Here is a 26,377-nt window from a genome sequence, read left to right as displayed (position 1 = left end):
CTCAGCGGAGCTTGGTTTCGGGATCAGAGGCGGCCGTTGCGTGGTCGTCTGCGATCAAACACGCCGCGTCGGTCGACCGAATGGGGCACACCCTCCCGCAGCCGTCGCCCATGAGAAGGTGAGACGTCGAGGTGGACGGCGTTCGCTGTCGGGGAGAGGTTGATCGTGCGAAACAGTGTGATTGCTGCGGCCGGGGCCGCCGTGCTCGTGGTGGTGGTCCTGGTGCTGGGCCTGACGGGAGCGGTGTTGCCGTCGACTAAGGGGGCGGCTCAGCCGAACGAGACCACCCGGGCGCTGCAGGAGATCAACACGGCTGCGACGGCCTTGGCCGAGGCCCCCGCAGCGACGTACAGCGGGCGGATCACGCAGACGATCGGGAGCACGAGCGGTGAGACCACGGTGACCGACCTGACGGTGACCGCGGCGGGCACAGTGAGCGGCAAGGTGCAGCAGCGCTCCGGTGGTACCGCCCAGTTGATTCAGATCGCAGGCAAGACGTTCGTGAAGGGCGAGGAAGCGTTCTGGCGAACCCGCGAGCGACCGAAGCAGCCGGCCGGCGTCACCGTCGAGACTCCGGCCGCCAACAAGTGGGTGGTGGTCGAGGAATCCTTCCTCGGCATCGACCTGCGAGCCGCGCTGCGCCCCTCGCGCATGGGCCTCAACCTCAGCCAGCAGGACACCGCGCTGGGTAACACCGAACTCTCGGGCACCCCGACCGGACCCATCGGGGCCACCCCGGATCGTCGCATCGGCACCGGTAACGACCCGATCGGCGTCTCAGAGGTCGACGTCGACGAGAACGACGGCGGAGTGCCCGGCGACCGGCGTTTCCTCGCCGGGAAGCTGACCATCGGCGTGGACGGCGGCGGCAACGCCGTGGCCGTGCGCGGCCCGCTCGGCGGTGGCTTCGGCGGCGGCGACGGCGCCGTCGCGGAAGCGGACCTGACCATCAAGGCTCTCGACGCCGGAGCCACCCGCTCGATCTACACCAAGATCAAGTCCGACCTGGAGGCCGGCAAGCTCGGAGCCTGGAACGTGACGATCGCCGATCCTCCTGGGAGCCTGGACTGCACGCCCGGCGCCTCCTGCGTCATCGGCTACACCCTGAACAACACGGTGCCCGATCTGACCAGCGGCACCGTGATCGTCGACCTGCACTCCTCGTTCAAGAAGAACAACGTCGAGTTCAACACCTGCACCGCGAAACAGGACATCCCGATCAACGCAGGTGCCCGGATCTCCTGCCAGGTGCCGTACGGCCCGCCCGCGGACGTCGACGCGCTGACCAGATTCCGCGTCGACGTTAACGGCGAACTGGATCCGGCCTTCCTGACCCAGGCCGTCGAGCAGGGCCAGAAGATCTCGGAGACCCCTGCCACCTGGACGCCGACGTCGTCGAAGGCCACGCCGGAGGCCCGTCGCTACCACCTGCAGGTGGCCGTCGCGCCGTCGAACTACGTGTACACGCTGAACGATTTCGCCTTCGACGGCCGGGAAACCGACGGCACGTTGCTGCTGGTCTACGGACCCGGCTACGACGCGCACGTCAACGGCCCGGTGCTGGACGCCTCGTGGGAGGGCACTGAGCAGTTGGTGGCACAGGCGCGCGACGCCAAGCGGGCGGCGGGCGACACCCCGGTACGCATGGTGTTCGCCGAACCGCGGGCCGCGGATGCGATGCGCGCGACGCTGGACGCGAATGGCGTGACGGGCGTCGAAGTGGTGACCGTGCCGGCGGTCGTGCGGTCGTAGCCGGAGCCGGAGCGGAGGGGCGGGAGTCGGGTGTTGTCATCTGTAACGGGGACACTCGCGACACGCCGGGAGTGTTGCGGCGCACTCACTCGGTAGCCTACCGTGCGGTACGTCACAGCCATCGAGCCCCGGGAGGCGCTGAATCGTGCCCGATCTAACTCAAGTCCAACTGCTCACTGAACTGGAGCCCAACGCGGAAGCCGAGTTGAACCGGCATCTGTCGCTGGCTCGCGAGTGGCATCCGCACGACTACGTGCCCTGGGATGAGGGACGCAACTTCGCCGCGATGGGCGGCGATGACTGGGACCCGGAGCAGTCGCGTCTGGACCCGGTGGCGAAGGCCGCGATGACGCTGAACCTGCTCACCGAGGACAACCTGCCGTCGTATCACCGGGAGATCACCGAGTACTTCTCGCCCGACGGTGCGTGGGGAACCTGGGTCGGTCGCTGGACGGCCGAAGAGAACCGGCACGCCATCGTGATGCGCGACTACCTGGTCGTGACCCGCGGCGTGGACCCGGTGGCGCTCGAGAACGACCGCATGACCAACATGACCAAGGGCGCGCACTCCGACGACCTCTCGGGGCTGCTCCGCGGCGTCGCGTACGTGGCCGTGCAGGAGCTCGGCACGCGGGTCAGCCACCGGAACACAGGCAAGGCGTGCAACGATCCGGTGGCGGACAAAATGCTGCAGCGCATCGCGGCCGACGAGAACCTGCACATGATCTTCTACCGCAACATCTGTGCGGCGGCGCTCGATCTGGCGCCCGACCAGGCGATGGAGGCCATCACCAGCGTCGTCACCAACTTCGACATGCCGGGCATCGGCATGCCGAACTTCCGCAAGATGAGTCTGCTGATGGCCAAGCACGGCATCTACGACATCCGCCAGCACCTGGACGACGTGGTGTGGCCGATCATGCGCAAGTGGAAGATCTTCGAGCGCGACGACTTCACCGGTCGCGGCGAACAGGCTCGTGACGAGCTCGCGACCTGGCTCGAGTCCGCCGAGGTGGACGCCAAGCGATTCGAAGAACAGCGCGACCGCTTCCTGGCGCGCGAAGCCGCCCGCAAGGAGCGCATCGCCGTCTAGGCCCGGCTGGTGAGCCGTCCAGGCTCGGCCAGCAATCAGCCAGGTCGGCCGCCCACGTGGGCGACCGACCTGGCTGAGTTGTTTGCTCTGGTGCCGGCTCAGTAGGCGGTGAGTGCTAGCGCGCCGCCGCGCTGGGGCGGGTGGTCAGCGGTTCCCGGGCCGAGGAAGTCGCGGCCGATCCACACCGTCGGCGTCAGCTGGCGGTACTCGTGCGTGCTTACCGAGACGCCGCCGAAGTCGCGGACGAAGTCGGCGGTCCAGGCGGGCTCGCCGTCGGCGAACGAACGCGGGGCGTACTCCACCGGCGCGCCCGCATCACGTCCGCTGAGGTAGTGCTTGTACACCCACGGCTGGCCCTGCGGGCCGGATGCGAACTGCAAGGCGTCGCCGAGCCTGCTCTGCGTCTCGACGAAGATCTTGGCGTCGCGGTAATCGGCCAGGCCGGTCGGCGACTGCTGCACGGGCAGCAGATGCAGGCGGTACTTGCCGGTCGGCGGGCGCTGCCCGACGTCGGCCGATTGGAACAGCGCGACGATCTGCGCGCTGCTGCACTGATCCATCAGGGCGGCGACGGTGGCGTCGGCGTCGTGCTCGTCGACCACGCAGGGGCGGTCGGGGCGGGCCGCAGCGGGTGCGGCGGCCGCCAGGACACCGGATGCGACCACCGCGGCGGCTGCCAGGACGGTCGCGGTGCGTGTTGATCGGGACGGGGTAATCATTCGAGGTCGGTCGCCTTCGGTAGGTCGGTGCGCCCGAGGTGCCTGCGGTCGCGGCGCTCAGTGTAGTACGAACGAATGACAGTCTCGGAGGGCGCTGCGGCTCCGGCTGACACGCCTGGTCCAGCCGCGAATCCGGTGGGTCGACCGGCGTCGTACGGCGAGCCGACGGCCTGCGAAACGGCGGGGTCGAGGCAGCGCTAGGGTAAGGAAGTAGAACACGTTCATTTTGGTGCGTCAGGTCTGTCGCATGAGGAAAGGTCTGAACATGCAGAGACTGAGCGGTCTGGACGCCTCGTTCCTCTATCTGGAGACGCCGTCGCAGGTGATGAACGTGGCCGCGGTGGTGGTGATCGACCCGGAGAGCATCCCCGGCGGATACTCGTTCTCGTCGTTGCGCATCGAGATGGACCGCCGGGTGCGCGGACTGCCGATGCTGCGCCGCAAGCTGGCCGATTCGCTCACCAACGTCGACCATCCGGTGTGGGTGGAGGACGACGACTTCAACATCGAACGTCACGTGCATCGCATCGCGATCCCCGCTCCCGGCGGGATGGAGGAGATGTCGCAGATCTGCGGGCACCTCGTCGCGCAGGTGCTCGATCGCAAGAAGCCGCTCTGGGACATGTGGGTGCTCGAGGAGATGGCCGACGGCAAGGTCGCGCTGGTCCTGCGGATGCACCACGCGTGCGTTGACGGCGCGACCGTCGCGGAGATCCTCGGTGAGCTCGCGACGTCGACCCCCGAGCCGCCCGCCCTGGCGCCGGATCGCGTGCAGGAGAGCGCCGGTGGGGCGTCGCGCTCGGACATGGCGGTCGGCGGCGCGGTCAACTACTTCCTGCAGCGTCCGATCGCTGCGCTGAAGCTGATCCCCAAGACGCTGCCCGTCCCGTTCGAGTGGATCAAGCGCGCCCGTTCCGGCGACGGCATGCCCGCCCCGTTCCTGGCGCCGCGCACCCGGTTCAACGCGCCCCTGACCCCGCGGCGGAGTCTGGCGTTCGCCCAGCTGCCGCTGAGCGATGTGAAGCGCGTCAAGGACCACTTCGGCGTCAAGGTGAACGACGTGGTGCTCGCCATGGCGGGCGGAGCGCTGCGCGACTACCTGGAGGCGCACGGCGAGCTGCCCGAGGAGCCGCTGGTGGGCCTGGTGCCGGTGTCGGTGCGCGGTACCGAAGAGAACGACCTCATCGTCGAAGGAACCAACAAGGTGTCGGGCATGTTCACCCGACTGCCCACCTCGGTGGCCGATCCGGTGGAACGAATCCGGGTGGCGGGCAAGTACTCCGAGCAGGCCAAGGGGCACCATCAGGGGATCGACGCGAACATCCTGCGCGCGTACGCCGAGTTCGCCCCGGGCAACACCCTGGGATCGCTGATGCGGTTGTACACCGACCGCCGGCTGTCGGGCATGCATCCGCCGGTGTTCAACGCGATCATCTCGAACGTGGCCGGACCCGATCGGCCCATGTACATGCTCGGCGGTCGGGTGGAGGCGGTGTACCCGATGGGTCCGATCTTCCACGGACTCGGACTCAACATCACGGTGATGTCCGTGGACGGAAAGCTGAACGTCGGCCTGCTGACGTGCCCCGATCTGGCCGCCGACCTGTGGGACCTGGTGCACGGATTCGGCACCCAACTCGAGGAGCTCGTCGCCGCGGTCGACGCCGATCTGGACAAGGAAGAGCAGGCCGACGAGGATTCCGGCGAGTAACTCTTCTCGGTTGCCGGGCAATCGGCGATTCGACCGTGCGGCGGGAAACCGGGCGAGTAGTTTTCGAAGCAGAGTGATTCGAGAGCACGGAGGCCGGCATGGAATTCGATGACGTGATCCGCACGACGTTCGCCGCCCGCGAGTTCACCGCGGACCCGGTCGCCGACGACGTCCTCTGGCAGATCCTCGACACCGCCCGATTCGCGCCCAGCGGAGGCAACCGGCAGGGCGCCCATGTGATCGTGGTGCGCGACGACGCGGTCAAGGAGCGAATCGCCGAACTCAGCAAACCCGCCGCCCGCAAGTACCTCGCGCAGCGGCATGCCGGGGAGAACCCGTGGAACACCGTGCACCACAGCGCGGTGACCGACGACGATCTCGCCGCCGTCCGCGGCGTCGACAGCTTCGTGTCACCGCTGGCGCAGGCGCCGGTGCTCCTGGTGGTGGCCGTCGACCTCTCCGTGGTGGCCGCCATGGACTCCGAACTCGACCGCGTCGGCATCGTCGGCGGCGCGTCGGTGTATCCGCTGGTGTGGAACATCCTGACCGCCGCGCGGGCGCACGGCTTCGGCGGCACCATCACCACGATGGCGACCGCGCAGGAACCGGGCATGCAGGAACTCCTGGGCGTCCCCGCTCCCTACGCCATCGCGGCGGTGCTACCGATCGGCAAGCCGGTCAAGCAGTTGACCAAACTGCGACGCGAGTCGGTCTCGGACTTCGTCACGATGGAACGGTTCGACGGCGATCCCCTGGGCGGGGCGCCGGGCGACGAGTCGGGGGAGTAGGCGTACGACTCGGTTCATGCCGGATCCACTACCTCTGGGGCGGTTGTGGGACGTAGAAGGCGTCCGGGTCGGCCCGCCGTTCTGGTGGCGATCGCCGCCTTCGCGTTGGCGCGGCGTTCTGTGGGGTGATGGGACCCAGCCTGCGGCGGTTTCGATGCGCGTCCTCCGCTTCGCTCCGGACGCTTACTCAACCAGCGGGGGGAGGCTTACTCAACCGGCGGGGGGAGGCTTACTCAACCGGCGCGGGAGGGGGGGAGGCGTCGAGTGCGTGCTACTCCGGGTGGAGCTCCCGCAGCCAGGCGCCCGAGGGGGCGTCGGACGGGGAACGCCAGTCGCCGCGGGGGGAGAGCGCGGCGGAGCCGATCTTCGGCCCGTTGGGCATCGCGGTCCGCTTGAACTGCTGCGACATGAACCGCTTCAGGAACACGGTGAGCCACTGGTCGATGGTGGCGTCGTCGTACTGGTTGCGGTCGTCGTCGCTCATCATCTCCGACCACGCGCCACGACTGCGGTCGCCCCACGCCTGCTGGGCCAGGTAGGCGATCTTGCTGGGTCGGTAGCCGTAGCGGGTGAGGTAGTAGAGGAAGAAGTCGTGCAGCTCGTAGGGGCCGACGCTGTCTTCGGTGCTCTGGATCTTGCCGTCGTCGCCCACCGGGACCAGCTCCGGCGAGATGACGTCGTCGAGGATCTCCTGCAGCGTCTCGATGGTCTCCGGCGCGTACCGGGCGGTGGTGATCTTCCAGCGAATCAGGTGCTGGATCAACGTCTTCGGGACACTGCCGTTCACGTTGTAGTGCGACATCTGGTCGCCGACGCCGTAGGTGCACCAGCCGAGGGCGAGCTCGGAGAGGTCGCCGGTCCCGAGCACGATGCCGCCCAGGTGGTTGGCGAGGCGGAACAGGTGTGACGTCCGTTCGCCGGCCTGCACGTTCTCGAAGGTGACGTCGTACACCGGCTCGCCCTTGGCGAACGGGTGGTCGAGGTCGGCCAGCATCTGCAGGCACGACGGTCGGATGTCGAGCTCGTTGCCGGTGACGCCCAGCGAGTCCATCAGCACGTGGCTGCGCGCGAGGGTGGCGCCGCCGGTGGCGAAGCCCGGCATCGTGTACGCGTGAATGTTGGTGCGCGGCAGGCCCATCGCGTCGAAGGCCTGGATCGCGACGAGCAGCGCCAGGGTGGAGTCGAGGCCGCCGGAGACGCCGAGCACGATCTTGTCGATGCCGGTGGATCGCAGGCGCTGCACCAGGCCCTGCGACTGGATGGCGAGGACCTCGCGGCAGCGGTCGTCGCGGTCGGCGGCGCCCGTCGGGACGAACGGGAACCGCGCGATGTCGCGACGCAGGTCGTCGGTCTGGTCGGGGGTCCCGAGGGCGAAACCGACGCGTCGCATCGCGCGGGCGCGGTCGGCGAAGTCGCCGACCTGATCGCGCAGGCTCATCATGCGGGAGCGTTCCTGGCGGAGACGGTCGAGGTCGACGTCCGCGACCAGGAGCTGCGGCTCCATGGAGAAGGCCTCGCTGCGGGCGAGGAGGGTGCCGTTCTCGGCGATCAGCGCATCGCCGTCCCACGCGAGATCGGTGGTCGACTCGCCGAACCCGGCCGAGACGTAGAGCTGCGCGGCGATGCACCGGGCCGACTGTCCGGTCACCAGCGACCGCCGGTAGTTCTGCTTCCCGACGGTCACCGGGCTGCCCGACAGATTGAGGAGCACCGTCGCGCCGGCCAGCGAGGCCCAGGTGCTCGGCGGGACGGCTACCCAGCTGTCCTCGCACACTTCGGCGTGAATACGCAGGCCGGGAAGGTCGTCGGCCTCGAAGATCAGGTCGGCGCCGAACGGGACGTGCTGTCCGGCGACGACGATGGTGTCGCGGACGGCGTCGCGCGCGGCGGCGAAGTAGCGCTGCTCGTAGAACTCGCGGTAATTGGGCAGGTACGACTTCGGAGCCACGCCCAGCACCCGACCGCCGTGGATCAGTACCGCGCAGTTGTAGAGGCCGTCGTCGACGCGCAAGGGGGCCCCGACGGCCACCACCGGTGTCAGCTCGGCCGTCGCGTCGATCACCGACTTGAGGGCGGCGTCGACCTCGTCGAGCAAGGCGTCCTGCTGGATCAGGTCGTCGACGCTGTAGCCGCAGAGGCCGAGTTCGGGGAACGCGACCACCGCGACCGCGTCGCGATGCGCGCGCTGAATCAGTTCGATGGTGCGGGACGCGTTCTGCCGCGGATCGGCGAGGGCGACCTGCGGGACCGCAGCGGCGAGACGGGCGAAGCCGTGTGAGTAGAGCGACACCCTTTCAGGCTAAACGGTGACCTCGTGCCACGATGGAGGTGAGTCGGCATGGGCCCGGCTCGATTCGCATCGTGGTGTTCTCAAAGTCAGGTGTCTTTCGCATGTCCAGGTTCCTCGTTCGTTCCTCTGTCTTCGCCGTGTTCGCGGCGGCCGCGACGATGCTGGTGGGTCTGCTCGCAGGCCCCGCCGCGGCGCACTCCGCACTCATCGGGTCGACGCCTGAGCAGGGCGCCCAGGTCGCGACCGCCCCAGAGCGCGTGACCCTCACCTTCAACGAAGAGCTGAAGCCGGCGTACGCGATCCTCAAGATCGTCGGACCCGACAACCACTTCTGGCAGCCGACCGACCCCACCGTCTCCGGCAAGGAGATGTCGGTGGACCTGAACGGTCTCGGTCCGGTCGGTGAGTACAAGATCAATTACCGCGTCACCTCCGCCGACGGCCACCCGGTCGAGGGACAGATCTCGTTTGAGCTGACGCAGCCCGGCACCGGCCAGCCCGGCGCGTTGGTCGACGATTCGCAGTCCGAGTCCGCGCCTGACCATGGGGTGCCGGCGTGGCCGTTCATCGTCGGCGGCGTGATTCTGGTGCTGTTCATCGCCGGCGTGCTGGCGCTGACGGTCGCCAAACGACGTAACTGACGCGACCGATGCCGGCCTCCGACGTCGCCCGGCCCCGCGGTGCGGTGCTGGGCGCGGCCGCCGTCCTGACGATGATCGGGGTGGGGCTCTGCCAGGTACTGGCCGAGCCTGAGGCGTCGTCATGGGCCGGCGCCGTGGTGATCGCGGCGCTGTGCCTGCTGCTTGGGCTGGGCACGCTGCCGCTGATCGGTGGGCGGGATACGGTGCCGCTGATCGCCGGTGCGGCCGGCGTCTGGGGCGCGGCGAGTGTGGTCGGCGGCTGGCTGCAGATCGCGCAGCGGGCGGGCGAATCGGTGTTCGAGGTGGGCGTCGGCGACGTGACCGCGAGCGTCGAGACCGGCCTGCCGGTGCTGGTCGGCGTGCTGGGCGCGCTCGCGGTGTTCGGCTGGTGCTTGGCCGCTACCCGCGGCGACCCACCGATCCTGCTGGTCGCGGTGATCGCGAGTCTGGGGATCCTGGCGGTCTCGGTGACCGGACACGGCACGGATTCGTCGTGGGCGCCGATCGTGATCGGCGTGCACGCCCTGTGTGCGGCGTGGTGGGCGGGCACGCTCGTCGCGCTGGTCGCCACGGTTCGCGGCAAGGGCGGCTGGGCTCGCGCGCTGCCGGAGTTCTCCCGCTGGGCGCTGCCGGTGGTCGCGGTGCTGACCGCGACCGGCATCGTCGCGGCGGTGGCGCAACTGGGTGTGGGCCCGCAGCTCTGGGAGTCGGGCTACGGCCGGGTGGTCGTGGCGAAGTCGGTGCTGCTGGTGGCGGTGCTCGGGCTGGCGTGGTGGCACCGACGGACCTGGCTGCCCCGGGCCCGCCGGCACGGTGCAGCCGAGCGCGAGTCGATCGTCCACGCGGGCAGCGAAGTGCTGGTGCTGGCGGTGGTGCTGGGACTCGCGGCGGGGTTGGCGACCACCGCGACGGTTTAGCCGCCAGTCCCCGCGTGCGCCAGTCCCCGCGTGAGTCAGTCCCCGCGTGAGTCAGTCCCAGGCGGCGAGCAGGGTGTCGAGCATCTCCACGCTGTGGCCGAGGCCGCTGATGTGACTCTGGCCCGGCATGTGGTGCATCTCGGCGTCGGGCAGCAGCTTCACCATGTGCTCGCCGTGCGCGAACGGGATGATGTTGTCGGCGTCGCCGTGCCACCAGTCCACGTGCGCCTGCACGTCGCTGATGCGGAAACCCCAGTCGCGGACGAAGAGCTTGAGGTCGGCGAAGGGCGCCTCCATGCGACGGCTGCCGCCGTGCAGCAGGTCGTCGAGGAACATCGCGCGGAACTCCGGGCGCGACAGCAGCTCGCGGTCGGCTTCGGGCGAGAGTCGGCCGTAGATGCTGATGGCGGGGTCGGCGATCGGTCGGGCGAAGCCGAGAACCGTGCTCAGCGCCGAACCGATCGGGCGGCCGGCCACGTTCAGCAGCGGGACCGCGTGCTGCGCGAGCTGCACCAGTCCGCCGCGGATCGCTTCGGGGCCGTTGATCGGGGCCACGCCGCCGACGATGCCGGTCGAGACCACGCGGTCGGGCAGGAAGTGCGACACCGCGAGCGAGTACGGGCCGCCGCCGGACAGGCCGATCACCGAGAACCGGTCGATGCCGAGGGTGTTGAGGACGGTCTGGAAGTCGATCGTGAAGTCGGCGATCGTCCCGTAGTCGTGCGCGGTCGACGAGCCGACGCCCGGTCGGTCCAGGCCGATGAGACGGAAGCCGTGCAGTTCGGCGTACTCGCGTGCCTCCGGCGGAATCTGACGGCGCGCGCCGGGGGTGCCGTGCAGCCAGATGACGGTCGGTCCCTCGGGGGAACCGAACTCGGAGAAACCGATGCGGCGTCGTCGTTTGTCGCCGACGGCGATGGAGCCTTCGAGCTTGGGTCGATCAATCGCAATCACGTCGCGGAGTATGTCAGATGGGCGAGCCTTGTGCGAGATGGATTCTCGAATTTGTCTAAGAAGTCGCTGTGCGCCCAGCTCATCCGGGGCTTTTGTACGGTTCGCGGGTGTACCGTGAACAGGTGCCAGCATTCAGTTCTCGCCTCGCGACCATGCGTCGCGGCGTCGGTCACGCCGTCCGCCCGTACCCCGTCTCGGGACTGCCGACCGGCCGTCGACTCGACCTCCCGGGTCGCGGCCAGACGTTCATCACCGAAAGCGGCAACCCTGACGGACCGGTGCTGTTCCTCCTGCACTCGGTGAGCACCACCGGTCTGCTGTGCTGGTACCCGGTGATCCCGGTGATGGAGCGTGACTACCGCGTCATCACCATGGACCACCGCCTGCACGGCCGCGGCATCGCGTCCGACACCTTCAGCCTCGACGACTGCGCCGACGACGTGATCGCCGTCGCCGATGCGCTCGGGATCGATTCGTTCATCGCCGCCGGGTTCTCGATGGGCGGCGGCATCGCGCAGCTCGCGTGGCGGCGGCACCAGAGCCGGGTCTCCGGGCTGGTGCTGTGCTCGACGGGCCCGTACTTCTCGAGCATCGAGCCGGACTATCTAGCGATGGAACAGCGGATCGGCAAAGCGCTGACGCTGGTCGACAAGGTGCTGCCGAGCCCGAGCGAGAAGGCCCTCGACACCCCGACCGAGCATCCGCTCAAGTGGGCGCTGGCTCAGGTCACCTCCACCAAGTTGGGGTTGCAGGGTGTCTTCTCCGAGGGGATGGCGAACTTCGACTCCCGGCCGTGGCTCGGAGACATCGACGTCCCGACCGCCGTCGTGCTCTCGACCCACGACAAGATCGTGCAACCGGAACGACAGCAACTCCTGGTGGACGGCATTCCGACGGCGCAGCGGTTCGACGTCGTGGGCGGCCACGCGTGCTGTGTGATCGGCGCGGAGCGGTTTGTGCCGCAGTTCGCCGCCGCCGTCCGCGACGTCAGTCGCCAGACGATCACGGCGTAGCCGTTCGCCGGGCGTCGACTGTGCGTCGGCGGACGGCCGAGATCGGTGGAGGCGGTGCGATCGGTCGGATGGGGTTCGGTAGACTCCCTGAAGTCGCGCGACGCGCGTGACGCCCCTATAGCTCAGTTGGTAGAGCTACGGACTTTTAATCCGCAGGTCGTAGGTTCGAGCCCTACTGGGGGCACTGGTGAAACGCCAGGCCGGGAATTCTCCGGTCTGGCGTTTCTTGCTTTCGTCGGTTCTTCGGGCGGTCGCCGCGATGATGCTGCGGTGTGCCGGCGGCCTCATTTCTTGGAAGAACGAACTCTGCTGCCGCGGCATTAGGCGCGGAATCGCGCTGAGCTGTCTGGCGCGGATTGCGGACGTCGCCGGTGTGACGAGTGGGTCGGCGCCAAGATCAGTCCGACAGGCGAGGCTCGAGGGCAATCTTCCCCCGGAGAAGTCTCCCGGGGCTGATCTTGGCGTCACCCGGGGGATTGGTCTCCGGTCGATGGCGGTGGCCGGACATCTGGCGCGAAGTCGTCGTGCTGCTTCGGCGTTGACGGGAAGCTTCAGATCGGCTGAAAACCGTGGATGACCTCCCGATTTGTGTTCCTGAGCAGTCGTGCCCTAAAGTTCTAATCGCTCCCAACGAGGAACACCGGCCCCCTTCGTCTAGCGGCCTAGGACGCCGCCCTTTCAAGGCGGTAGCGCGGGTTCGAATCCCGTAGGGGGTACGCAATGAGGATCTGCTAAGGTTCTCACGGCAACAAAATAGAATATGGCCCTGTGGCGCAGTTGGTTAGCGCGCCGCCCTGTCACGGCGGAGGTCGCGGGTTCGAGTCCCGTCAGGGTCGCTTTTGGTTTCGGTTTCTACCGGCACCTCCGGCCAGGTAGCTCAGTTGGTACGAGCGTCCGCCTGAAAAGCGGAAGGTCGTCGGTTCGATCCCGACTCTGGCCACACCAAAAGAAGCCCCCCGAATTATTGGGGGGCTTCTTTTGTGTTTGGCGACAGGGTATTTCGGGTCGAAATCATTTGAATGCAGTATGTATTCGGCTTCGCCGATCACGCTGATTCGCACTCTGCCGCGTAACCTTAGAGTTCAGGTAGTTGTTCCCGCCGAACCGTGGAAAGGTTTCGGTGAGGAAGTCGTATGACGAGGAGGGGCGATGGCCAACGACGGGACGCCGCAGGAGAACGATGCAGTGCTGAACGTTGTCGACAACGTCGTCGACCGCGGGTTCGTAGTCGAACGCTTGGTGGAGAACCCGGTCGAGACCGTGGTCGAGAAGCCGGTCACGCTGGAGCGGATCGTCGAGCGGCTGGTGGTCAACACTGTCGACACGGTCATCGACAAGCCGGCCACCGTGTCGCGGCTCATCGAGAAGCCGGTGGTGACGGTGGTCGATGAGGTCGCCGACAAGCCCGTCACCCTCTCCCGGATCGTCGAACGTCCGGTGGTGACGATCGAAGACGAGGTCACCGACAAACCCGTCAACATCCACCGCCGGGTGGAGAAGCCGGTCGTCACCGTCATCGACAACATCGTCGAGCGCCATGTCGACGTGCCGCGCTTCGTGGAAGAAGTCGCCGTCTCGTACGTCGACGAATTCGTCGAGAAGCCCGTCGAACTGTCGCGCATGGTTGAGAAGCCCGTGGTGACGGTGGTTGATGAGGTTGTCGAGAAGCCTGTTGAGCTGTCGCGGATGGTTGAGAAGCCGGTCGTGACGGTGGTTGATGAGGTTGTCGAGAAGCCTGTTGAGCTGTCGCGGATGGTTGAGAAGCCGGTCGTGACCGTGGTCGACGACATCGTCGAGACCCCCGTCGACGTCGCGCGCGTCATCGAGAAGCCGATTGTGACCGTGGTCGACGAGATCGTCGACAAAGAGATCGAGATCCCCCGATACGTCGAGAAGCCGGTCGTGACCGTCCTCGACGAGATCGCCGACAAGCCCGTCGAGATCCAGCGGCTGGTCGAGCGGCTGCTGGTGACCGTGGTCGACGAGATCGTCGAGCGGCCCACCGAAGTGTCTCGGATGGTCGAGAAGCTGCTGGTCGAGATCGTCGACGACGTGGTCGAGAAGCCCATCAGCGTGGAGCGGATGGTCGAGAAGCCGATCGTCACGATCGTCGACAACGTGGTGGAAGTCCCGGTGGAGATGATCGTCGAGAAGGTCGTCGAGAAGCCGGTGGAGAAGATCGTCGAGGTCATTCGCGAGGTTCCGGTCGAGAAGATCGTCGAGCGCGAGGTCGAGGTCGAGGTCGAGCGGATCGTCTACACGCCGGTGGAGAAGGTCGTCGACAAGGTCGTCGAAGCCGACGAGGAGTCGGTGGCGCTGAAGGTGGTGGAGCGGACCATCGAGCTCCCGGTCGAGAAGATCGTCTACAAGACGGTCGAGAAGGTCGTGGAGAAGGAAGTCGAGATCGTCGTCGAGAAGGCCTCCATCAAGGAGGTCGAGGTACCGCGCGAGGTGGTCGTCGAGCAGATCGTCGACAAGCCTGTCGAGAAGCCGGTCGACCACGTGATCGAGCGCGTCGTCGAGGTTCCCAATGTCGTGGAGAAGGTGATCGAGAAGCCCGTCGACCGCGAACTGGAGCGGGTCGTCGAGATCCCGAACGTCACCGAGAAGCTGATCGAGAAGTCGGTGGATCACGTCATCGAGCGGGTCGTCGAGAAGCCGAACGTGGTCGAGAAGATCGTCGAGAGCCCGGTGGAGCACGTCGTCGAGCGCGTCGTCGAGAAGCCCGAGCTGATCGAGAAGATCGTGGAGAAGCCCGTCGACCACGAGATCGAGCGGGTCGTCGAGGTCCCGAACGTCACCGACAAGGTGGTCGAGAAGTCGGTGGACCATGTGATCGAGAAGGTCGTCGAGGTGCCGAACGTCATCGAGAAGACGGTGGAGCAGCCGGTCGATCGCGTGGTGCAGCGGATCGTCGAGATTCCCAATGTGATTGAAGAGGTCGTCGAGCAGTCGGTCGACCACACCGTCACGCGGGTGGTCGAGAAGCCGAACCTGATCGAAGAGATCGTCGAGGTGCCGGTGGACCACGTGATCGAGAAGGTCATCGAGATGCCGAACATCGTCGAGGAGATCGTGGAGAAGCCCGTCGACCGCGTGGTCGACCGGATGGTGGAAGTCCCGAACATCGTCGACAACGTGATCGAGAAGCCGGTCGACCGGGTGGTCGAGCGGGTGATCGAGCGACCCAACGTGGTCGAGAAGGTCATCGAGTTGCCGGTCGAGAAGATCGTGGAGCGCATCGTCGAGCGGCCGGAGGTCGTCGAGAAGGTGGTCGACAAGCCCGTCGAGCACGTCGTCGAGAAGATCGTCGAGCGCCCCGAGATCGTCGAGAAGGTCGTGGAGCAGGAAGTGCGCCGCGAATTCGAGAAGAACGTGCAGACCCCGGTCCTGATCGAGAACGTGATCGAGAAGCGTGTGGACCACGTGGTGGAGCGCATCGTCGAACGCCCGGTGGAGCACATCATCGAGAAGATCGTCGAGAAGCCGGTTTACGTCGAGGTCGAGAAGATCGTCGAGAAGCCGATCGAGCAGATCGTCGTGGTCGAGAAGCCGGTGATCGTGCGGCGCGTGGTGGAGAAGGAAGTCGAGACGTTCGTCGACGAACTCCCCGACGAGGTCCGGACCGTGACCCACGATCCCGAGGTCGTGGAGCCGTCGCCGGAGAGCGAGCCGCAGTTCCTCGGCTCCAACGAGGACACCGGCCCCCACTTCTGGATCAACAAGGAGACCGGCGAGCATCCGTTCGACGGCTTCGCGGGGACCGAGTCGGACGACACCGTCGCCCGCCCCCGTGTGGATCCGACGTACCAGGTGCGCAAGGCGAGGCACCGCAGCCCGGACTAGCCGGCGGCGCCGCGTCGCACCTACGGTGCGACCGCGGCGCTCTGCGGGTCGATGAGGACCTTTGCGTGGTGCTGAGCCGAGGCGAGGGCGTCGAACGCCGCTGCGGTGCCGGCGAGGCCGACCGTCCCGGTCAGGAGCGGCTGGGGCTTCACCTTTCCGGCCGCGATCATGTGCAAGGTGTTGCGGAACTCCGCGGGGTCGTAGCCGAACACGAAGCGCAGGTCGATCTCCTTGTTGCTCGCCATCGCGGGCGCGAAGGTGTCGGGCTCCATGCACACGCCGACCACCACGACGCGTGACCGGAACGGTGCGGTGGCGACCAGATTGTCGATGATTCCGGGGACGCCGACGCACTCGAAGACCACCGGCCCCCGCGGGGTCAGTGCCAGCTTGTCGGCCATGCCCATCAACCGCCACCAGGGGATTCCCGGCACGGTCTGCAGCGTGTGCATCGCGTCGAAGGCGACGGCGAAGAGGTCGCCGGCCCGAGTGAAGTATTTGTCCTGCGCGGGAACCGCGTCCCAGGGGCTGTCGACCGCGGGGTCGACCACCACGTCGGCGCCGCATTCGAGCGCGAGGCTGCGGCGCATCTCCGACAGGTCGCTCGCCACCATCTTCTTGACCCCCGCGGCCTTCAGCATCAGGATCACCGCGAGACCGATCGGGCCGCAGCCGACCACCACCGCCACGTCGCGCTTGTTGACCTCGCCGCGGCGCACGGCATGGTGTGCGACGGCGAGCGGTTCGGTCAGGGCGGCGAGGTCGGCGCTGAGGCCGTCGGGCACCGGCATGGCGAGGTCCTCCTGGATCAGCAGGTACTCCGCGTAGGCACCGGGCGCGTTGGCCGACAGTCCAACCATCTCGACTTCGCCGTCGTGCCGGATCAACGGCATCGCGACCACCGGCGTCCCCGGCTTCCACCGCTTGCGGCACTTGGGTCCGTACGAGACCACCTCGCCGACGAACTCGTGCCCCATCACCACCGCGTGCGCCGGGCGCATGAAGTGGTCGTAGCCGACCTGCTCCCCGATGTCGGCCACCACGTCGCCGTGCGTGCGAGCGTGCAGGTCGGACCCGCAGATCCCGGCGCGCAGCACCTTGATCAGCACATGCCCGGGTCCGGGCTCGGGCTTCGCGACTTCGCGGACGTCGAGCGTCCCTTCCTGGCACACAACAGCTTTCATGGGAGCACTCTCCCACAGTTCCGGGGCGTGGTGCAGCGAAGAGTCGGGGTGTGCGGTCTCTAGTGGGACGCGAGCGAACTGTGATCGTGGACACATTCGGAATCAAACGGACCGCGGTCCGGTTATGCTGTTCGTGTGGCGATGAAGCGCCCATGAAAACTTCAAATCTGAACAACTTCACCCCGACTCCAAGGAGAATGCAATGACCACTGCAACCGTCACCCCCACCGACCTGACCGCCGGCGTCTGGAACATCGACACCGCTCACTCGACCGTCGGCTTCTCGGTCCGCCACCTGATGGTCTCGAAGGTCCGCGGCGTGTTCGACACCTTCTCGGGCAGCATCACCATCGCCGAGGATGGCACCCCTTCGGTGCAGGCTGAAATCGACGTGACCTCGATCAACACCCGCAACGAGCAGCGCGACGGCCACATCAAGTCGGCCGACTTCTTCCACGCTGAGAAGTTCCCGACCGCGACCTTCGTCTCGACCGGCGTCGTCGCCAAGGGCGGCGATTACGAGCTCACCGGTGACTTCACCCTCAAGGGCGTCACCAAGCCGGTCACCCTCAAGATGGAGTTCAACGGTGTGAACCCGGGCATGGGCCAGGGCGCCGTTGCCGGCTTCGAGGCCACCACCGTCATCAACCGCAAGGACTTCGGCATCGACATCGAGATGCCGCTGGAGACCGGCGGATCGGTCGTCGGCGACAAGATCACCATCACCCTGGAGATTGAGGCGCTGCAGGCTGCCTGACGCACAAGTCCCGTCACCTCCCGGTCGTTGGGTAATCTCAGTGAGATTCCACCGCGGCCGGGAGGTGATTTCTTTTGCGTGACAACACGCGCGCGGAACTGCACCGTTTCGCCGACTGGATAGACCGGCGGCTCAAGGTCGCCTACTTCGGCGGCCACCTGGTCGACGGCGGCAGCGATCGGGTCGCCAAGGAGTGGCGCGAGATGGACGTGCCGACCAGGCGCGGCGTGGTGGTGCGAGCGCTCATTCTCGGTGGCGCGATCATGGGCGGCGCCAAGATCCTCATCAGCATCGAGACCTTCATCGCGGTGTTCTTGGCGTTCACCGGCGGTGACCTCACCTTGCATGCGGGAGTCGACGACCCCGGGATGCTGGCGGTGCTGCTCTCCACGATCGTCGGTCTGCTCGTGAGCATCGGGATCTCGCTGCTGTTCCTACGACCGCAGGTGGAGTGGTTCATCGCCGGGACGGCGGCCGACGACGAGCGACGCCGCCAGGTCCAAGTGATCCCGATGAGGGTGGTCTACGCCGACCTCTCCGGGTGGCTGGCGGCCTACGTGGTCTACGTGATCGTCTCGGGCGCCCGCCCATTCTTTCTGCTGGCGATTCTGGTGGCGTTCGTGTTCGCAGCCACCACCTCGGCCTGCCTCAACTACATGTTCATCGAAAGCGCGGTCCGACCACTCGTGGTGCTAGCGCTCGGCGGCCGCGCGATGCAGTACGCGATGCACGGCGTCCGCGAACGCATGCTGGTGATCTGGCTGGTGTCGTCGGCCGTGCCGATGGTCGGCATGCTCTCGATCATCATCGGTCGGGTTCTGGATCTGGTTCCGGAGGTCGACGGCAAGTTCGACTGGCCCGTGGCCTTTCTCGCGTTCATCGCCTTGGCCTCCGGCGGCCGTGTGGTGGGACTCGTGGGACGCGCGTTCCGCGATCCGCTCAACGAGATGACCGATGTGGTCCAGGCGGCGAGTGAAGGCGATCTGTCGCGCCGCGTCGCGGTCTACGACTCCTCGGAGATCGGCGTGCTGCAGAACGGCGTCAACGCCATGCTCGACGGCCTGGAGGAGCGCGATCGGATGCGCGAGATCTTCTCCCGGCACGTGGGCGTCGGCGTCGCCGACCTGGCCCTGGAGCACGGCGGCGAACTGGTCGGCGCGAACGCCGACGTCGCCGTGATCTTCGTCGACATCACCGGGTCGACTTCGTTTGCCGCGCGCCGTGATCCGCGGGAGACGGCGGTGGTGCTCAACGCGTTCTTCTCGATCGTCGCCGAGGTGGTCGAAGAGCACGGCGGCTTCATCAACAAGTTCGAGGGCGACGCCGCCCTGATGGTGTTCGGTGCGCCCGAGAAGCTCGACAACGCCGTCGAGTCGGCGCTCGCCGCCGGGCGGGCCCTGGGCGAGGCGCTCGGCGAGAAGCTGCCGCTGGAATGGGGCATGGGCATCTCGTGCGGCCAGGTGTTCGCGGGCAACATCGGTGCCCGAACGCGCTACGAGTACACGGTGATCGGCGATCCGGTGAACGAGAGCGCCCGCCTGTCCGACCGAGCGAAGGAAGGCTACTCGCCGATCTACGCCAGCGGGCGGGCGATCGAAGCCGCGGGCGAGGAGGAGGCCGCGCGATGGCGTCGCGTCGACCGCGTGACGCTGCGCGGGCGCCCCGAGGCCACCGAAGTCTTTGCGCCGCGGGAACTCCTGATCCGTGCCGAGCCGCCGTCGCTCGGTAGTGTGCTTTCTGACCTGGTGAAGTTCGCCATGTCGCGCGATCGGCCCGACAGGGCCCCAGGAAAGGAACAGTGACGATGGGTGGATGGTCAGTCGACCGTATTCCTGACCAGACCGGCCGCCGGTATGTGATCACCGGTGCCAACAGCGGCATCGGCGCGGAGATGGCCAAAGTGCTGGCCGCCGCGGGCGCGCACGTGACGATGGCCTGCCGCAACCTCGACAAGGCCGCCGTTGTGGCGAACCAGATCGGATCCGCGGCCTCGATCGCGCATTTGGATCTGGCCGACCTCTCGTCGGTGCGGGAGTTCGCGGACACGGTGGACTCCGTCGACGTCCTGATCAACAACGCCGGCGTCATGGCGCTGCCGATGAGTCGGACCGTCGACGGCTTCGAGATGCAGATGGGGACCAACCATCTCGGGCACTTCGCCCTCAACGGATTGCTGCTGCCCAAGGTGACCGATCGTGTCGTCACGCTGTCGTCGCTTGCGCATCTGATCGGCAGCATCCACCCCGACGACCTCAACTGGGAACGACGCCGCTACAACCGCTGGACCGCCTACGGCGACTCGAAGCTGGCGAATCTGGTCTTCGCACAAGAACTTGCGCGCCGGCTCACGGCCGCGGGGTCGCCCCTGCGATCGGTGGTGGCGCATCCCGGCTACGCGACGACCGACCTGATGATGCACTCCGAGACCGCCGTCGACTACCTGATGAAGGCCGGCGCCCTGCTGCGCGTCGGGCAGACCGCCGATCGCGGGGCGCTGCCGGCGGTGTACGCGGCGACCGAAGACGTGCCGACCGGCAGCTACTGGGGTCCGAGCATGGTCCTGCGCGGCGGGCCGTCGTCGGCGCGCTATCGCGGGGTGGCCGACAATCAGGCGGTCCGCGACCGGCTGTGGGAGGCGTCGGAGAAGCTGACCGGAGTGACCATCGAGGTCTGAGCCGCGGGCTACCGCACGCCGTGCGGTCGGAACTGGACGCTGATCCGCGGCCCGGCGCCCGCCGCCTTCGGGACGGCGTGATCCCAGGTGCGCTGGCAGCTGCCGCCCATCACCAGGAGGTCGCCGGACCCGAGCACGAACTTGCGTGACGATCCGCCGCCGCGCGGTCGCATCAGCAGGGTGCGGGGCGAACCGAGCGACACGATCGCGATCAGCGTGTCGGTGTCGCGGCTGCGGCCGATGCGATCGCCGTGCCAGGCGACGCTGTCCGCGCCGTCCCGGTACAGCGCGAGGCCGGAGGTCGCGAACCCCTCCGGCAGGCACGCCCGGTAGTGGCGGCTGAGTTCGTCGCGGGCGCGCGCCAGCAGGGGGTGCGGCAGGGGAGCGCCGCGGTCGTAGAACGACAGCAGGCGCGGCACGGGAAGCATGCGCTCGTACATCTGGCGCTGCTCGGCACGCCACGGGACGTCGGTGCGCAGGGCGTCGAACACCGCGAGCGACCCGCTGACCCATCCGGGTCGGACGTCGACCCAGGCACCCCGGGTCAGTCGGTGGTGGACGACACCCGCGTCGAGGCGCCCCAGGCTCGATGACGCCGCGCCGGTGGGCGCGGTGTGGTCGATCGCATCGAACAGCGATGCCTGTACGCCGGTGGTCATGCAGACAGCGTAACGCTTGTTCGAACGTATGTGCTAGAGGTGGGCGGTTAAGATCCGGCGGTTCCGAGGTTTCGCAGACGTCGGGCGGCCTCCGCGATCACCTCGTCGCGCTTGCAGAAGGCGAAGCGCACCAGGTGCTGCCACGACGCGGTGTCGTCGACGAAGGCGCTGACCGGGACGGCGGCCACGCCGACCTCGGTGGGCAGCGTGCGGCAGAACTCCGCGCCGTCGGAGTAGCCGAGCGGACGCGGGTCGGCGCAGACGAAGTAGCCTGCCTCGCTGCGATGAACGTCGAAGCCTGCGGTCCGGAGCGCCTCCGACAGCACGCTCCGCTTGCGTTGGAGCTCGGCCGCGTTGCGGCGGGCCCAGTCCATCTCATGGCGCAGCGCGTGCGCGACCGCAGGCTGAAACGGGCCGCTGCCGACGTAACTGAGGAACTGTTTGGCCGCGCGCGCCGCGGCGACGAGATCGGCGGGACCGGTGAGCCAGCCGACCTTCCATCCGGTACAGCTGAAGGTCTTGGCCGCACTCGAGATGCGCAGTGTGCGCTCGGCCATCCCGGGCAGGGACGAGATCGGGCGCTGCACGCGCCCGTCGAACAGCAGGTGCTCGTACACCTCGTCGGAGATCACGACGACGTCGTGTTCGATCGCGAGACGGGCGATCTCCGCGAGGTCGTCGTCGCCGAGGACCGTTCCGGTCGGATTGTGCGGTGAATTGACCAGCACCGCGGCGGTATTGGGGCTGAAGGCGGCGGCGAGGGCGTCGCGGTCGAGGACGAAGCCGTCGCCGTCGGGTACCAGCGGGACCGTCTTCCGCAGCCCGCCGGCCAGCGCGACGCAGGCCGCGTAGGAGTCGTAGTAGGGCTCGATCATCACCACTTCCCGGCCGGGTTCCACTAGGCCCAGCAGCGCACCGGAGATGGCTTCGGTGGCGCCGACCGTCACCAGGACCTGGGAGTCCGGGTCGAGATCGAAGCCGTACTCCGCGCGCTCGTGCTCGACGATCGCGTGGCGCAGCGCGGGGACGCCGATGCCGGGCGGGTACTGGTTGTCGCCGCCGTTGATGGCGTCGACGGCCGCGGCCAGCATCGACGCCGGACCGTCGGTGTCGGGGAAGCCCTGCCCGAGGTTGATCGCGTCGTGCTGAACCGCGAGGGCTGACATCTCGGCGAAGATGGTCGAGGTGAACGGGCGCATGCGATCGACGAGGGGCATGGGTTCAGGTTGGCATACGCCGACCGGATCGGGTCAATCCCCGGTGCCGCCGTGGACGATGTCGTCGGCGTCGACGATCCGGTACGCGTAGCCCTGCTCGGCCAGGAACCGCTGGCGGTGCGCGGCGTAGTCGGCGTCGAGACTGTCGCGAGAGACCACCGAGTAGAAGTGCGCCTGGCCGCCGTCGGCCTTGGGCCGCAGCAGTCGGCCGAGACGCTGCGCCTCCTCCTGCCGGGAACCGAAGGTGCCCGACACCTGCACGGCGACGGAGGCCTCGGGGAGATCGATGGAGAAGTTGGCGACCTTCGAGACCACCAGGGTCTCGATCTCGCCGCGACGGAAGGCGTCGAACAGCTTCTCTCGCTCGGCATTGCGCGTCGACCCCTGAATCACCGGGGCGTCGAGTTCACGTCCGAGCTCCTCGAGCTGATCGATGTAGGCGCCGATGACCAGCGTTTGTTGACCGCGATGGCGCGCGAGGATCGACCGGACCACGCGGATCTTGGAATGCGCGGTGGAGCAGAGCTTGTACTTCACCTCGGCTTCGGCGACCGCGTACTGCAGGCGTTCCTCGTCGGTCATCGTCACCCGGACCTCGATGCATTCGGCCGGGGCGATCCAGCCCTGCGCCTCGATGTCCTTCCACGGGGCGTCGTACCGTTTGGGACCGATGAGACTGAAGACGTCGCCCTCGCGCCCGTCCTCGCGGACCAGGGTGGCGGTGAGCCCGAGGCGACGGCGCGACTGCAGGTCGGCGGTCATTCGGAACACCGGGGCCGGAAGCAGGTGGACCTCGTCGTAGATGATGAGGCCCCAGTCGCGGGAGTCGAAGAGGTCGAGGTTCTTGTACTCGCCCTTCGATTTGCGGGTCATCACCTGATACGTGGCGATGGTGACCGGCCGGATCTCCTTGCGCTCGCCGGAGTACTCGCCGATCTCGTCCTCGGTCAGCGAGGTGCGCGCGATCAGCTCGCGCTTCCACTGCCGCCCGGCGACGGTGTTGGTGACCAGGATGAGGGTGGTGGCCCCGGCCTTGGCCATCGCCGCGGCGCCGACCATCGTCTTGCCTGCGCCGCACGGCAGGACCACCACGCCCGAGCCGCCCGCCCAGAACGAGTCGGCGGCGAGCTCCTGGTAGTCGCGCAGGTGCCAGTCGTTCTGTTCCAGCGTGATGTCGTGGGCCTCGCCGTCGACGTAGCCCGCGAGGTCCTCGGCAGGCCAGCCGACCTTCAGCAAGATCTGCTTGAGCCGCCCGCGCTCGGAGGGATGGACCACCACGGTGTCGTCGTCGATGCGCGCACCGAGCATGGGCGAGACCTTCTTGTGGCGGAGGATCTCCTCGAGCACCGCGCGGTCGAGGCTCACCAGGGTGAGTCCGTGGGCGGGGCTCTTGACCAGCTGCAGGCGGCCGAACCGGCCCATGGTGTCGACGATGTCGACCAGCAGCGGCTGCGGCACCGGGAAGCGGGAGTGGGTGACGAGGGCGTCGACCACCTGCTCGGCGTCGTGGCCCGCCGCGCGCGCATTCCAGAGGGCGAGCGGGGTGACGCGGTAGGTGTGGACGTGCTCGGGTGCGCGTTCGAGCTCGGCGAACGGGGCGATGGCCGCGCGCGCGGCGGCGGCGCCCGGGTGGTCGACCTCCAGCAGGAGAGTCTTATCCGATTGCACGATGAGCGGTCCGTCAGTCACCCGATCCATTGTCCAGGTTCGACGCCGCCCAAGCCAGTCTGCGCAGGTCCGGCTGCCCAGGTCTCTCTGCACAGGACCCTCTGCCCGGGTCCCTCTACGTTGCTACAGGACCTCGGCCCGAGTGATGCGGTGCAGCGGGAAGCGTAGGTCGGTGTCGCCGCCCTCTTCGTCGGCCACCAACTGTCCCGCTGATAGCGACCGCGCGTGCAGCACGTGCCGGCTCGCGGCGCCGTGGGCGTCCACGTACCCGATCCGCAGGCGACGCCCGGTCTGCAACGCCAATTGGACGAGCGCCGACACGGTCTCGCCAGCCCCGCCGGACGCGGTGGTCGTGACCGGATTCGCGGCACGATCGGCGGTGCGCATCCGGGAGACGACCGCACTCGCCTGACCCGGGCCGATCCCGCCCCGGCGCGGGGTCGTGGTCGACGACCGCGCGGCCACCCGAACCCCGCGGCTGCGCAGATCGATGAGGGCGCCTGCGGAATCCTCGCCCGCGGGCGCGAAGCCTGCCTCGCGCAGCCGCTCCACCACGTCCCGGAACGGGGCGGCCGAGACCGCGACGGTCGGTGCCAGGGCGCGCAGCGCCAGGTCGGCGGCGGCCTCGCTGCGCAGGACCTCGGCCAACGTCGCGGTGTCGTCGCAGCGCACGAACGACGACGCCACGCCCACGCGCAGACTGCCGTGGCGGCGGGCGACGTCGTCGATCAGGTAGGTCAGCGACTGCGGCACCGGGGTGCGCGAGTGCTGTTCGAGGAAGGCGCCGATCTCGGCGGTGCTGCGGCCGGTGTCGAGCGCGCGCCGCACGCTGTCGTCGGTGACGCGGTACATCGAGGCGGCGCCGCCCGATTCCAGATCGGCCAGCAGTCGGAGTTGGTCCGCGGTGTCGGGCTGCAGCGGTCCGGGCACCATCACGGTGAGGTCGGCCTGCACCAGGAAGTAGTCGATCAGCTCCGGCAGCGACGACGACATGGCCGTCAGAACGGCCTCGGGCGCGACGTCGTCGGCCGGCGCGGTGAGTGCGGCACGACCGGCGGTGGTCAGCGAGCCGTGTGCCACGAGGCCGAGCTCGGTGGCCTCGCGCAGGGTCTCGGACACCACATGTCGGGTCATGCGACGCAGCTGTCGCGGGTGCCGCCAGCCGAGGGCGGCCACCAGCGTGTCGATCGCGACCGGATGTGCGGGCTCGGCGTCCAACAGCGGTGCCAGGACGGCCCGGCGTCCGGTGCCGGCGTTGGCGTCGAAGAGCTCCGACGACAGCGCGGCGAGGGTGTTTCCGTCGCGATCGGTGTCGCCGATCTGCCACGGGCGCCGCGGCAGATCGAGCCACGCGTGGGCCATACCGAACCAGCGGCGGTCGGTGGCCAGGTGGGCCCACGCGTCGACCGCGGTGGTGGGAGCGAAGACGTCGTCGGCGCGGACGTCGAGGTCGGCGAGATCGGGGACCCCGCCGTCCACCAGTCGCTGTCGGGCCAGGAGCTCCACCAGCAGTCCCACGCGGGTCACCGTGAGCGCGGTGGTCTTGGCGAGGCGACGCAGTTCGCGGATGCCGACACCCCCGGAGCGCAGGATGGCGGCCGGGGCGGTGCCGAGGGCGTCGATCAGGTCGTCGGCGTGGCGCAGCAGTTCCAGGGCCTCGCCGGCACCGGCCGCATCGACCGTCGCGGCGTCGAACCGCCCGGGCGTCGTGGACGCGGTGAGCGACGGCGCGCCCAGCGACGCGGTCAGCAGCGGCGGCTGGTCGCGCAACACCTGACCCACCTGGGGCGGGAGCTCCACGGTCTGCTCGTCGACGCGGGCCAGCAGTCCGAGCGCGATGAGCGATGGCACCGGGGCCGACGGATCGGCGTCCGGTGCGGCGTCGCGGCTGCGGCCCAGCGGCGCCCCCTGGGCCAGGGTGGCGAGGAGTTCGCGTGGCCGCGCCGCCGTGGCGTCGATCAGCGCGGTGATCTGGTCCGGACCCAGTTGGGCCACCGGACCGAGCAGGTGGTGCGCGCGCCAGGGGAGCGCGGCGGGCAGGTGCGCCCCACCGATCCAATGGGTGTGCTTGCCGCGCTTGAGCGGGCCGGTGCCCCAGAGCAGGGCGCTCGCCACGAGCGCTTCCAGTCGGGCGTCGACCTCACTGCGAAGCGCACGTTTGCCGAGCCGTCCGACGATCTCGTCGCGCCCGACGGGGCCGAGCAGCTCCTTGCGTTCGCCGATCTCGGCCGCGGCGGCGAGGAAGGCCTCGAGGACCGCGACCGACAGCAGGTCGAGGTTCTCGCCCGCCAACGAGATGGATGCTGCCGAGAGGGCGCGCCCGGCGAGGACAGCGGTGCCGCGGGGTGGTGGAGACGCGAGGTCGGGCCGGGCGATCAGGAGTTCGGCGAGCGCGTCGTCGGAGCGCCCCGTCAGGTCGTCGGCCAACCCGCGCAGCGGCAGGTCCGGGCTCATTCGGACAACTTTACCGTCGGCTCGGAGAACATGGCACAAT

At 68.2% G+C, this 26,377-nt stretch carries 19 protein-coding genes and 4 tRNA genes; 15 read left to right on the top strand and 8 right to left on the bottom strand.

Annotation, left to right across the window (positions count from 1 at the left end; genetic code table 11):
* Positions 1–165: 165 nt before the first annotated feature.
* Both GX543_RS10505 and GX543_RS10500 read left to right on the top strand, forming a co-directional pair.
* Entirely contained in the window at positions 166–1,752 is a 1,587-nt protein-coding gene (locus GX543_RS10505; protein WP_290851820.1) for a hypothetical protein, read from the top strand.
* Between the two features lie 142 nt (positions 1,753–1,894).
* The gene (locus tag GX543_RS10500; protein WP_290851825.1) at positions 1,895–2,845 is read left to right on the top strand and encodes an acyl-ACP desaturase; all 951 of its coding nucleotides are present in this window, start codon (positions 1,895–1,897) and stop codon (positions 2,843–2,845) included.
* A 98-nt stretch (positions 2,846–2,943) separates the two neighbouring features.
* Here GX543_RS10500 and GX543_RS10495 read toward each other — a convergent pair whose 3' ends face one another.
* Positions 2,944–3,564, bottom strand: coding sequence for a hypothetical protein (locus tag GX543_RS10495; protein WP_290851818.1), 621 nt, complete (start codon positions 3,562–3,564; stop codon positions 2,944–2,946).
* A gap of 265 nt (positions 3,565–3,829) precedes the next feature.
* Here GX543_RS10495 and GX543_RS10490 point away from each other — a divergent pair, with 265 nt between their 5' ends.
* Together GX543_RS10490 and GX543_RS10485 are read left to right on the top strand one after the other, a co-directional pair.
* Entirely contained in the window at positions 3,830–5,275 is a 1,446-nt protein-coding gene (locus tag GX543_RS10490) for a wax ester/triacylglycerol synthase family O-acyltransferase (RefSeq protein ID WP_290851817.1), read from the top strand.
* Between the two features lie 98 nt (positions 5,276–5,373).
* Positions 5,374–6,063, top strand: coding sequence for a nitroreductase family protein (locus tag GX543_RS10485; RefSeq protein ID WP_290851816.1), 690 nt, complete (start codon positions 5,374–5,376; stop codon positions 6,061–6,063).
* A 271-nt stretch (positions 6,064–6,334) separates the two neighbouring features.
* Here the strand turns inward: GX543_RS10485 and GX543_RS10480 are convergent, their stop codons facing one another.
* Positions 6,335–8,353 carry an NAD(+) synthase gene (locus GX543_RS10480; protein WP_290851815.1) on the bottom strand — a complete coding sequence of 673 codons (2,019 nt, stop codon included), beginning with the start codon at positions 8,351–8,353 and terminating at the stop codon, positions 6,335–6,337.
* Positions 8,354–8,454: 101 nt separating this feature from the next.
* Here GX543_RS10480 and GX543_RS10475 point away from each other — a divergent pair, with 101 nt between their 5' ends.
* Positions 8,455–8,994: a copper resistance CopC family protein gene (locus GX543_RS10475; protein WP_290851814.1), complete on the top strand. Its 540-nt coding sequence runs from the start codon at positions 8,455–8,457 to the stop codon at positions 8,992–8,994.
* Positions 8,995–9,002: 8 nt separating this feature from the next.
* Positions 9,003–9,911 carry a CopD family protein gene (locus GX543_RS10470; protein WP_290851812.1) on the top strand — a complete coding sequence of 303 codons (909 nt, stop codon included), beginning with the start codon at positions 9,003–9,005 and terminating at the stop codon, positions 9,909–9,911.
* Positions 9,912–9,962: 51 nt separating this feature from the next.
* On the opposite strand, the gene GX543_RS10465 is transcribed toward GX543_RS10470, so the two are convergent.
* Positions 9,963–10,865 (bottom strand): alpha/beta hydrolase, encoded by a 903-nt coding sequence (locus GX543_RS10465; RefSeq protein ID WP_290851810.1) that lies wholly within the window; start codon positions 10,863–10,865, stop codon positions 9,963–9,965.
* A 152-nt stretch (positions 10,866–11,017) separates the two neighbouring features.
* Here GX543_RS10465 and GX543_RS10460 point away from each other — a divergent pair, with 152 nt between their 5' ends.
* The 6 genes from GX543_RS10460 to GX543_RS10435 all read left to right on the top strand — a co-directional run bounded on the left by GX543_RS10460 (position 11,018) and on the right by GX543_RS10435 (position 15,724).
* Positions 11,018–11,878 (top strand): alpha/beta hydrolase, encoded by an 861-nt coding sequence (locus tag GX543_RS10460; protein WP_290851824.1) that lies wholly within the window; start codon positions 11,018–11,020, stop codon positions 11,876–11,878.
* Between the two features lie 111 nt (positions 11,879–11,989).
* Positions 11,990–12,062: transfer RNA gene (locus tag GX543_RS10455), tRNA-Lys, on the top strand.
* A gap of 459 nt (positions 12,063–12,521) precedes the next feature.
* Positions 12,522–12,594: transfer RNA gene (locus GX543_RS10450), tRNA-Glu, on the top strand.
* A 46-nt stretch (positions 12,595–12,640) separates the two neighbouring features.
* Positions 12,641–12,714: transfer RNA gene (locus tag GX543_RS10445), tRNA-Asp, on the top strand.
* 30 nt (positions 12,715–12,744) lie between these two features.
* Positions 12,745–12,818, top strand: a tRNA-Phe gene (locus tag GX543_RS10440).
* Between the two features lie 209 nt (positions 12,819–13,027).
* Complete coding sequence (locus GX543_RS10435) at positions 13,028–15,724, top strand: hypothetical protein (protein WP_290851808.1); 2,697 nt, start codon at positions 13,028–13,030, stop codon at positions 15,722–15,724.
* A 20-nt stretch (positions 15,725–15,744) separates the two neighbouring features.
* Here GX543_RS10435 and GX543_RS10430 read toward each other — a convergent pair whose 3' ends face one another.
* Positions 15,745–16,908 (bottom strand): zinc-binding dehydrogenase, encoded by a 1,164-nt coding sequence (locus GX543_RS10430; protein ID WP_290851806.1) that lies wholly within the window; start codon positions 16,906–16,908, stop codon positions 15,745–15,747.
* A 202-nt stretch (positions 16,909–17,110) separates the two neighbouring features.
* Here GX543_RS10430 and GX543_RS10425 point away from each other — a divergent pair, with 202 nt between their 5' ends.
* The 3 genes from GX543_RS10425 to GX543_RS10415 all read left to right on the top strand — a co-directional run bounded on the left by GX543_RS10425 (position 17,111) and on the right by GX543_RS10415 (position 20,339).
* Positions 17,111–17,665, top strand: a complete 555-nt coding sequence (locus GX543_RS10425) for a YceI family protein (RefSeq protein WP_290851805.1) — start codon at positions 17,111–17,113, stop codon at positions 17,663–17,665.
* Positions 17,666–17,739: 74 nt separating this feature from the next.
* Entirely contained in the window at positions 17,740–19,467 is a 1,728-nt protein-coding gene (locus GX543_RS10420; protein WP_290851804.1) for an adenylate/guanylate cyclase domain-containing protein, read from the top strand.
* A gap of 2 nt (positions 19,468–19,469) precedes the next feature.
* A complete protein-coding gene (locus GX543_RS10415) occupies positions 19,470–20,339 on the top strand; it encodes an oxidoreductase (protein ID WP_290851803.1) in 870 nt (289 codons plus the stop codon).
* An 8-nt stretch (positions 20,340–20,347) separates the two neighbouring features.
* Here the strand turns inward: GX543_RS10415 and GX543_RS10410 are convergent, their stop codons facing one another.
* The 4 genes from GX543_RS10410 to GX543_RS10395 all read right to left on the bottom strand — a co-directional run bounded on the left by GX543_RS10410 (position 20,348) and on the right by GX543_RS10395 (position 26,337).
* Positions 20,348–20,998 carry an alpha-ketoglutarate-dependent dioxygenase AlkB gene (locus tag GX543_RS10410; protein WP_290851802.1) on the bottom strand — a complete coding sequence of 217 codons (651 nt, stop codon included), beginning with the start codon at positions 20,996–20,998 and terminating at the stop codon, positions 20,348–20,350.
* Between the two features lie 47 nt (positions 20,999–21,045).
* Complete coding sequence (locus tag GX543_RS10405; protein WP_290851801.1) at positions 21,046–22,215, bottom strand: pyridoxal phosphate-dependent aminotransferase; 1,170 nt, start codon at positions 22,213–22,215, stop codon at positions 21,046–21,048.
* Positions 22,216–22,248: 33 nt separating this feature from the next.
* Positions 22,249–23,904 (bottom strand): DNA repair helicase XPB, encoded by a 1,656-nt coding sequence (locus GX543_RS10400; protein ID WP_290851799.1) that lies wholly within the window; start codon positions 23,902–23,904, stop codon positions 22,249–22,251.
* Positions 23,905–24,006: 102 nt separating this feature from the next.
* The gene (locus tag GX543_RS10395; protein WP_290851797.1) at positions 24,007–26,337 is read right to left on the bottom strand and encodes a helicase-associated domain-containing protein; all 2,331 of its coding nucleotides are present in this window, start codon (positions 26,335–26,337) and stop codon (positions 24,007–24,009) included.
* Between the last annotated feature and the right edge of the window lie 40 nt (positions 26,338–26,377).

Origin of the sequence: Gordonia sp. (in: high G+C Gram-positive bacteria) (genome assembly GCF_012515855.1) — a bacterium.
Classification (GTDB): Bacteria; Actinomycetota; Actinomycetes; order Mycobacteriales; family Mycobacteriaceae; genus Gordonia.
The sequence above is the reverse complement of the archived record's forward strand: the minus strand, read 5'-3'. Positions and strand labels throughout refer to the sequence as shown.

Coding starts and splice junctions, on each gene's coding strand:
- GX543_RS10495 (WP_290851818.1), bottom strand. CDS start 3,564: ATGATTACCCCGTCCCGATCAACACGCACCGCGACCGTCCTGGCAGCC.
- GX543_RS10490 (WP_290851817.1), top strand. CDS start 3,830: ATGCAGAGACTGAGCGGTCTGGACGCCTCGTTCCTCTATCTGGAGACG.
- GX543_RS10485 (WP_290851816.1), top strand. CDS start 5,374: ATGGAATTCGATGACGTGATCCGCACGACGTTCGCCGCCCGCGAGTTC.
- GX543_RS10475 (WP_290851814.1), top strand. CDS start 8,455: ATGTCCAGGTTCCTCGTTCGTTCCTCTGTCTTCGCCGTGTTCGCGGCG.
- GX543_RS10470 (WP_290851812.1), top strand. CDS start 9,003: ATGCCGGCCTCCGACGTCGCCCGGCCCCGCGGTGCGGTGCTGGGCGCG.
- GX543_RS10460 (WP_290851824.1), top strand. CDS start 11,018: ATGCGTCGCGGCGTCGGTCACGCCGTCCGCCCGTACCCCGTCTCGGGA.
- GX543_RS10435 (WP_290851808.1), top strand. CDS start 13,028: ATGGCCAACGACGGGACGCCGCAGGAGAACGATGCAGTGCTGAACGTT.
- GX543_RS10430 (WP_290851806.1), bottom strand. CDS start 16,908: ATGAAAGCTGTTGTGTGCCAGGAAGGGACGCTCGACGTCCGCGAAGTC.
- GX543_RS10425 (WP_290851805.1), top strand. CDS start 17,111: ATGACCACTGCAACCGTCACCCCCACCGACCTGACCGCCGGCGTCTGG.
- GX543_RS10415 (WP_290851803.1), top strand. CDS start 19,470: ATGGGTGGATGGTCAGTCGACCGTATTCCTGACCAGACCGGCCGCCGG.
- GX543_RS10410 (WP_290851802.1), bottom strand. CDS start 20,998: ATGACCACCGGCGTACAGGCATCGCTGTTCGATGCGATCGACCACACC.
- GX543_RS10405 (WP_290851801.1), bottom strand. CDS start 22,215: ATGCCCCTCGTCGATCGCATGCGCCCGTTCACCTCGACCATCTTCGCC.
- GX543_RS10395 (WP_290851797.1), bottom strand. CDS start 26,337: ATGAGCCCGGACCTGCCGCTGCGCGGGTTGGCCGACGACCTGACGGGG.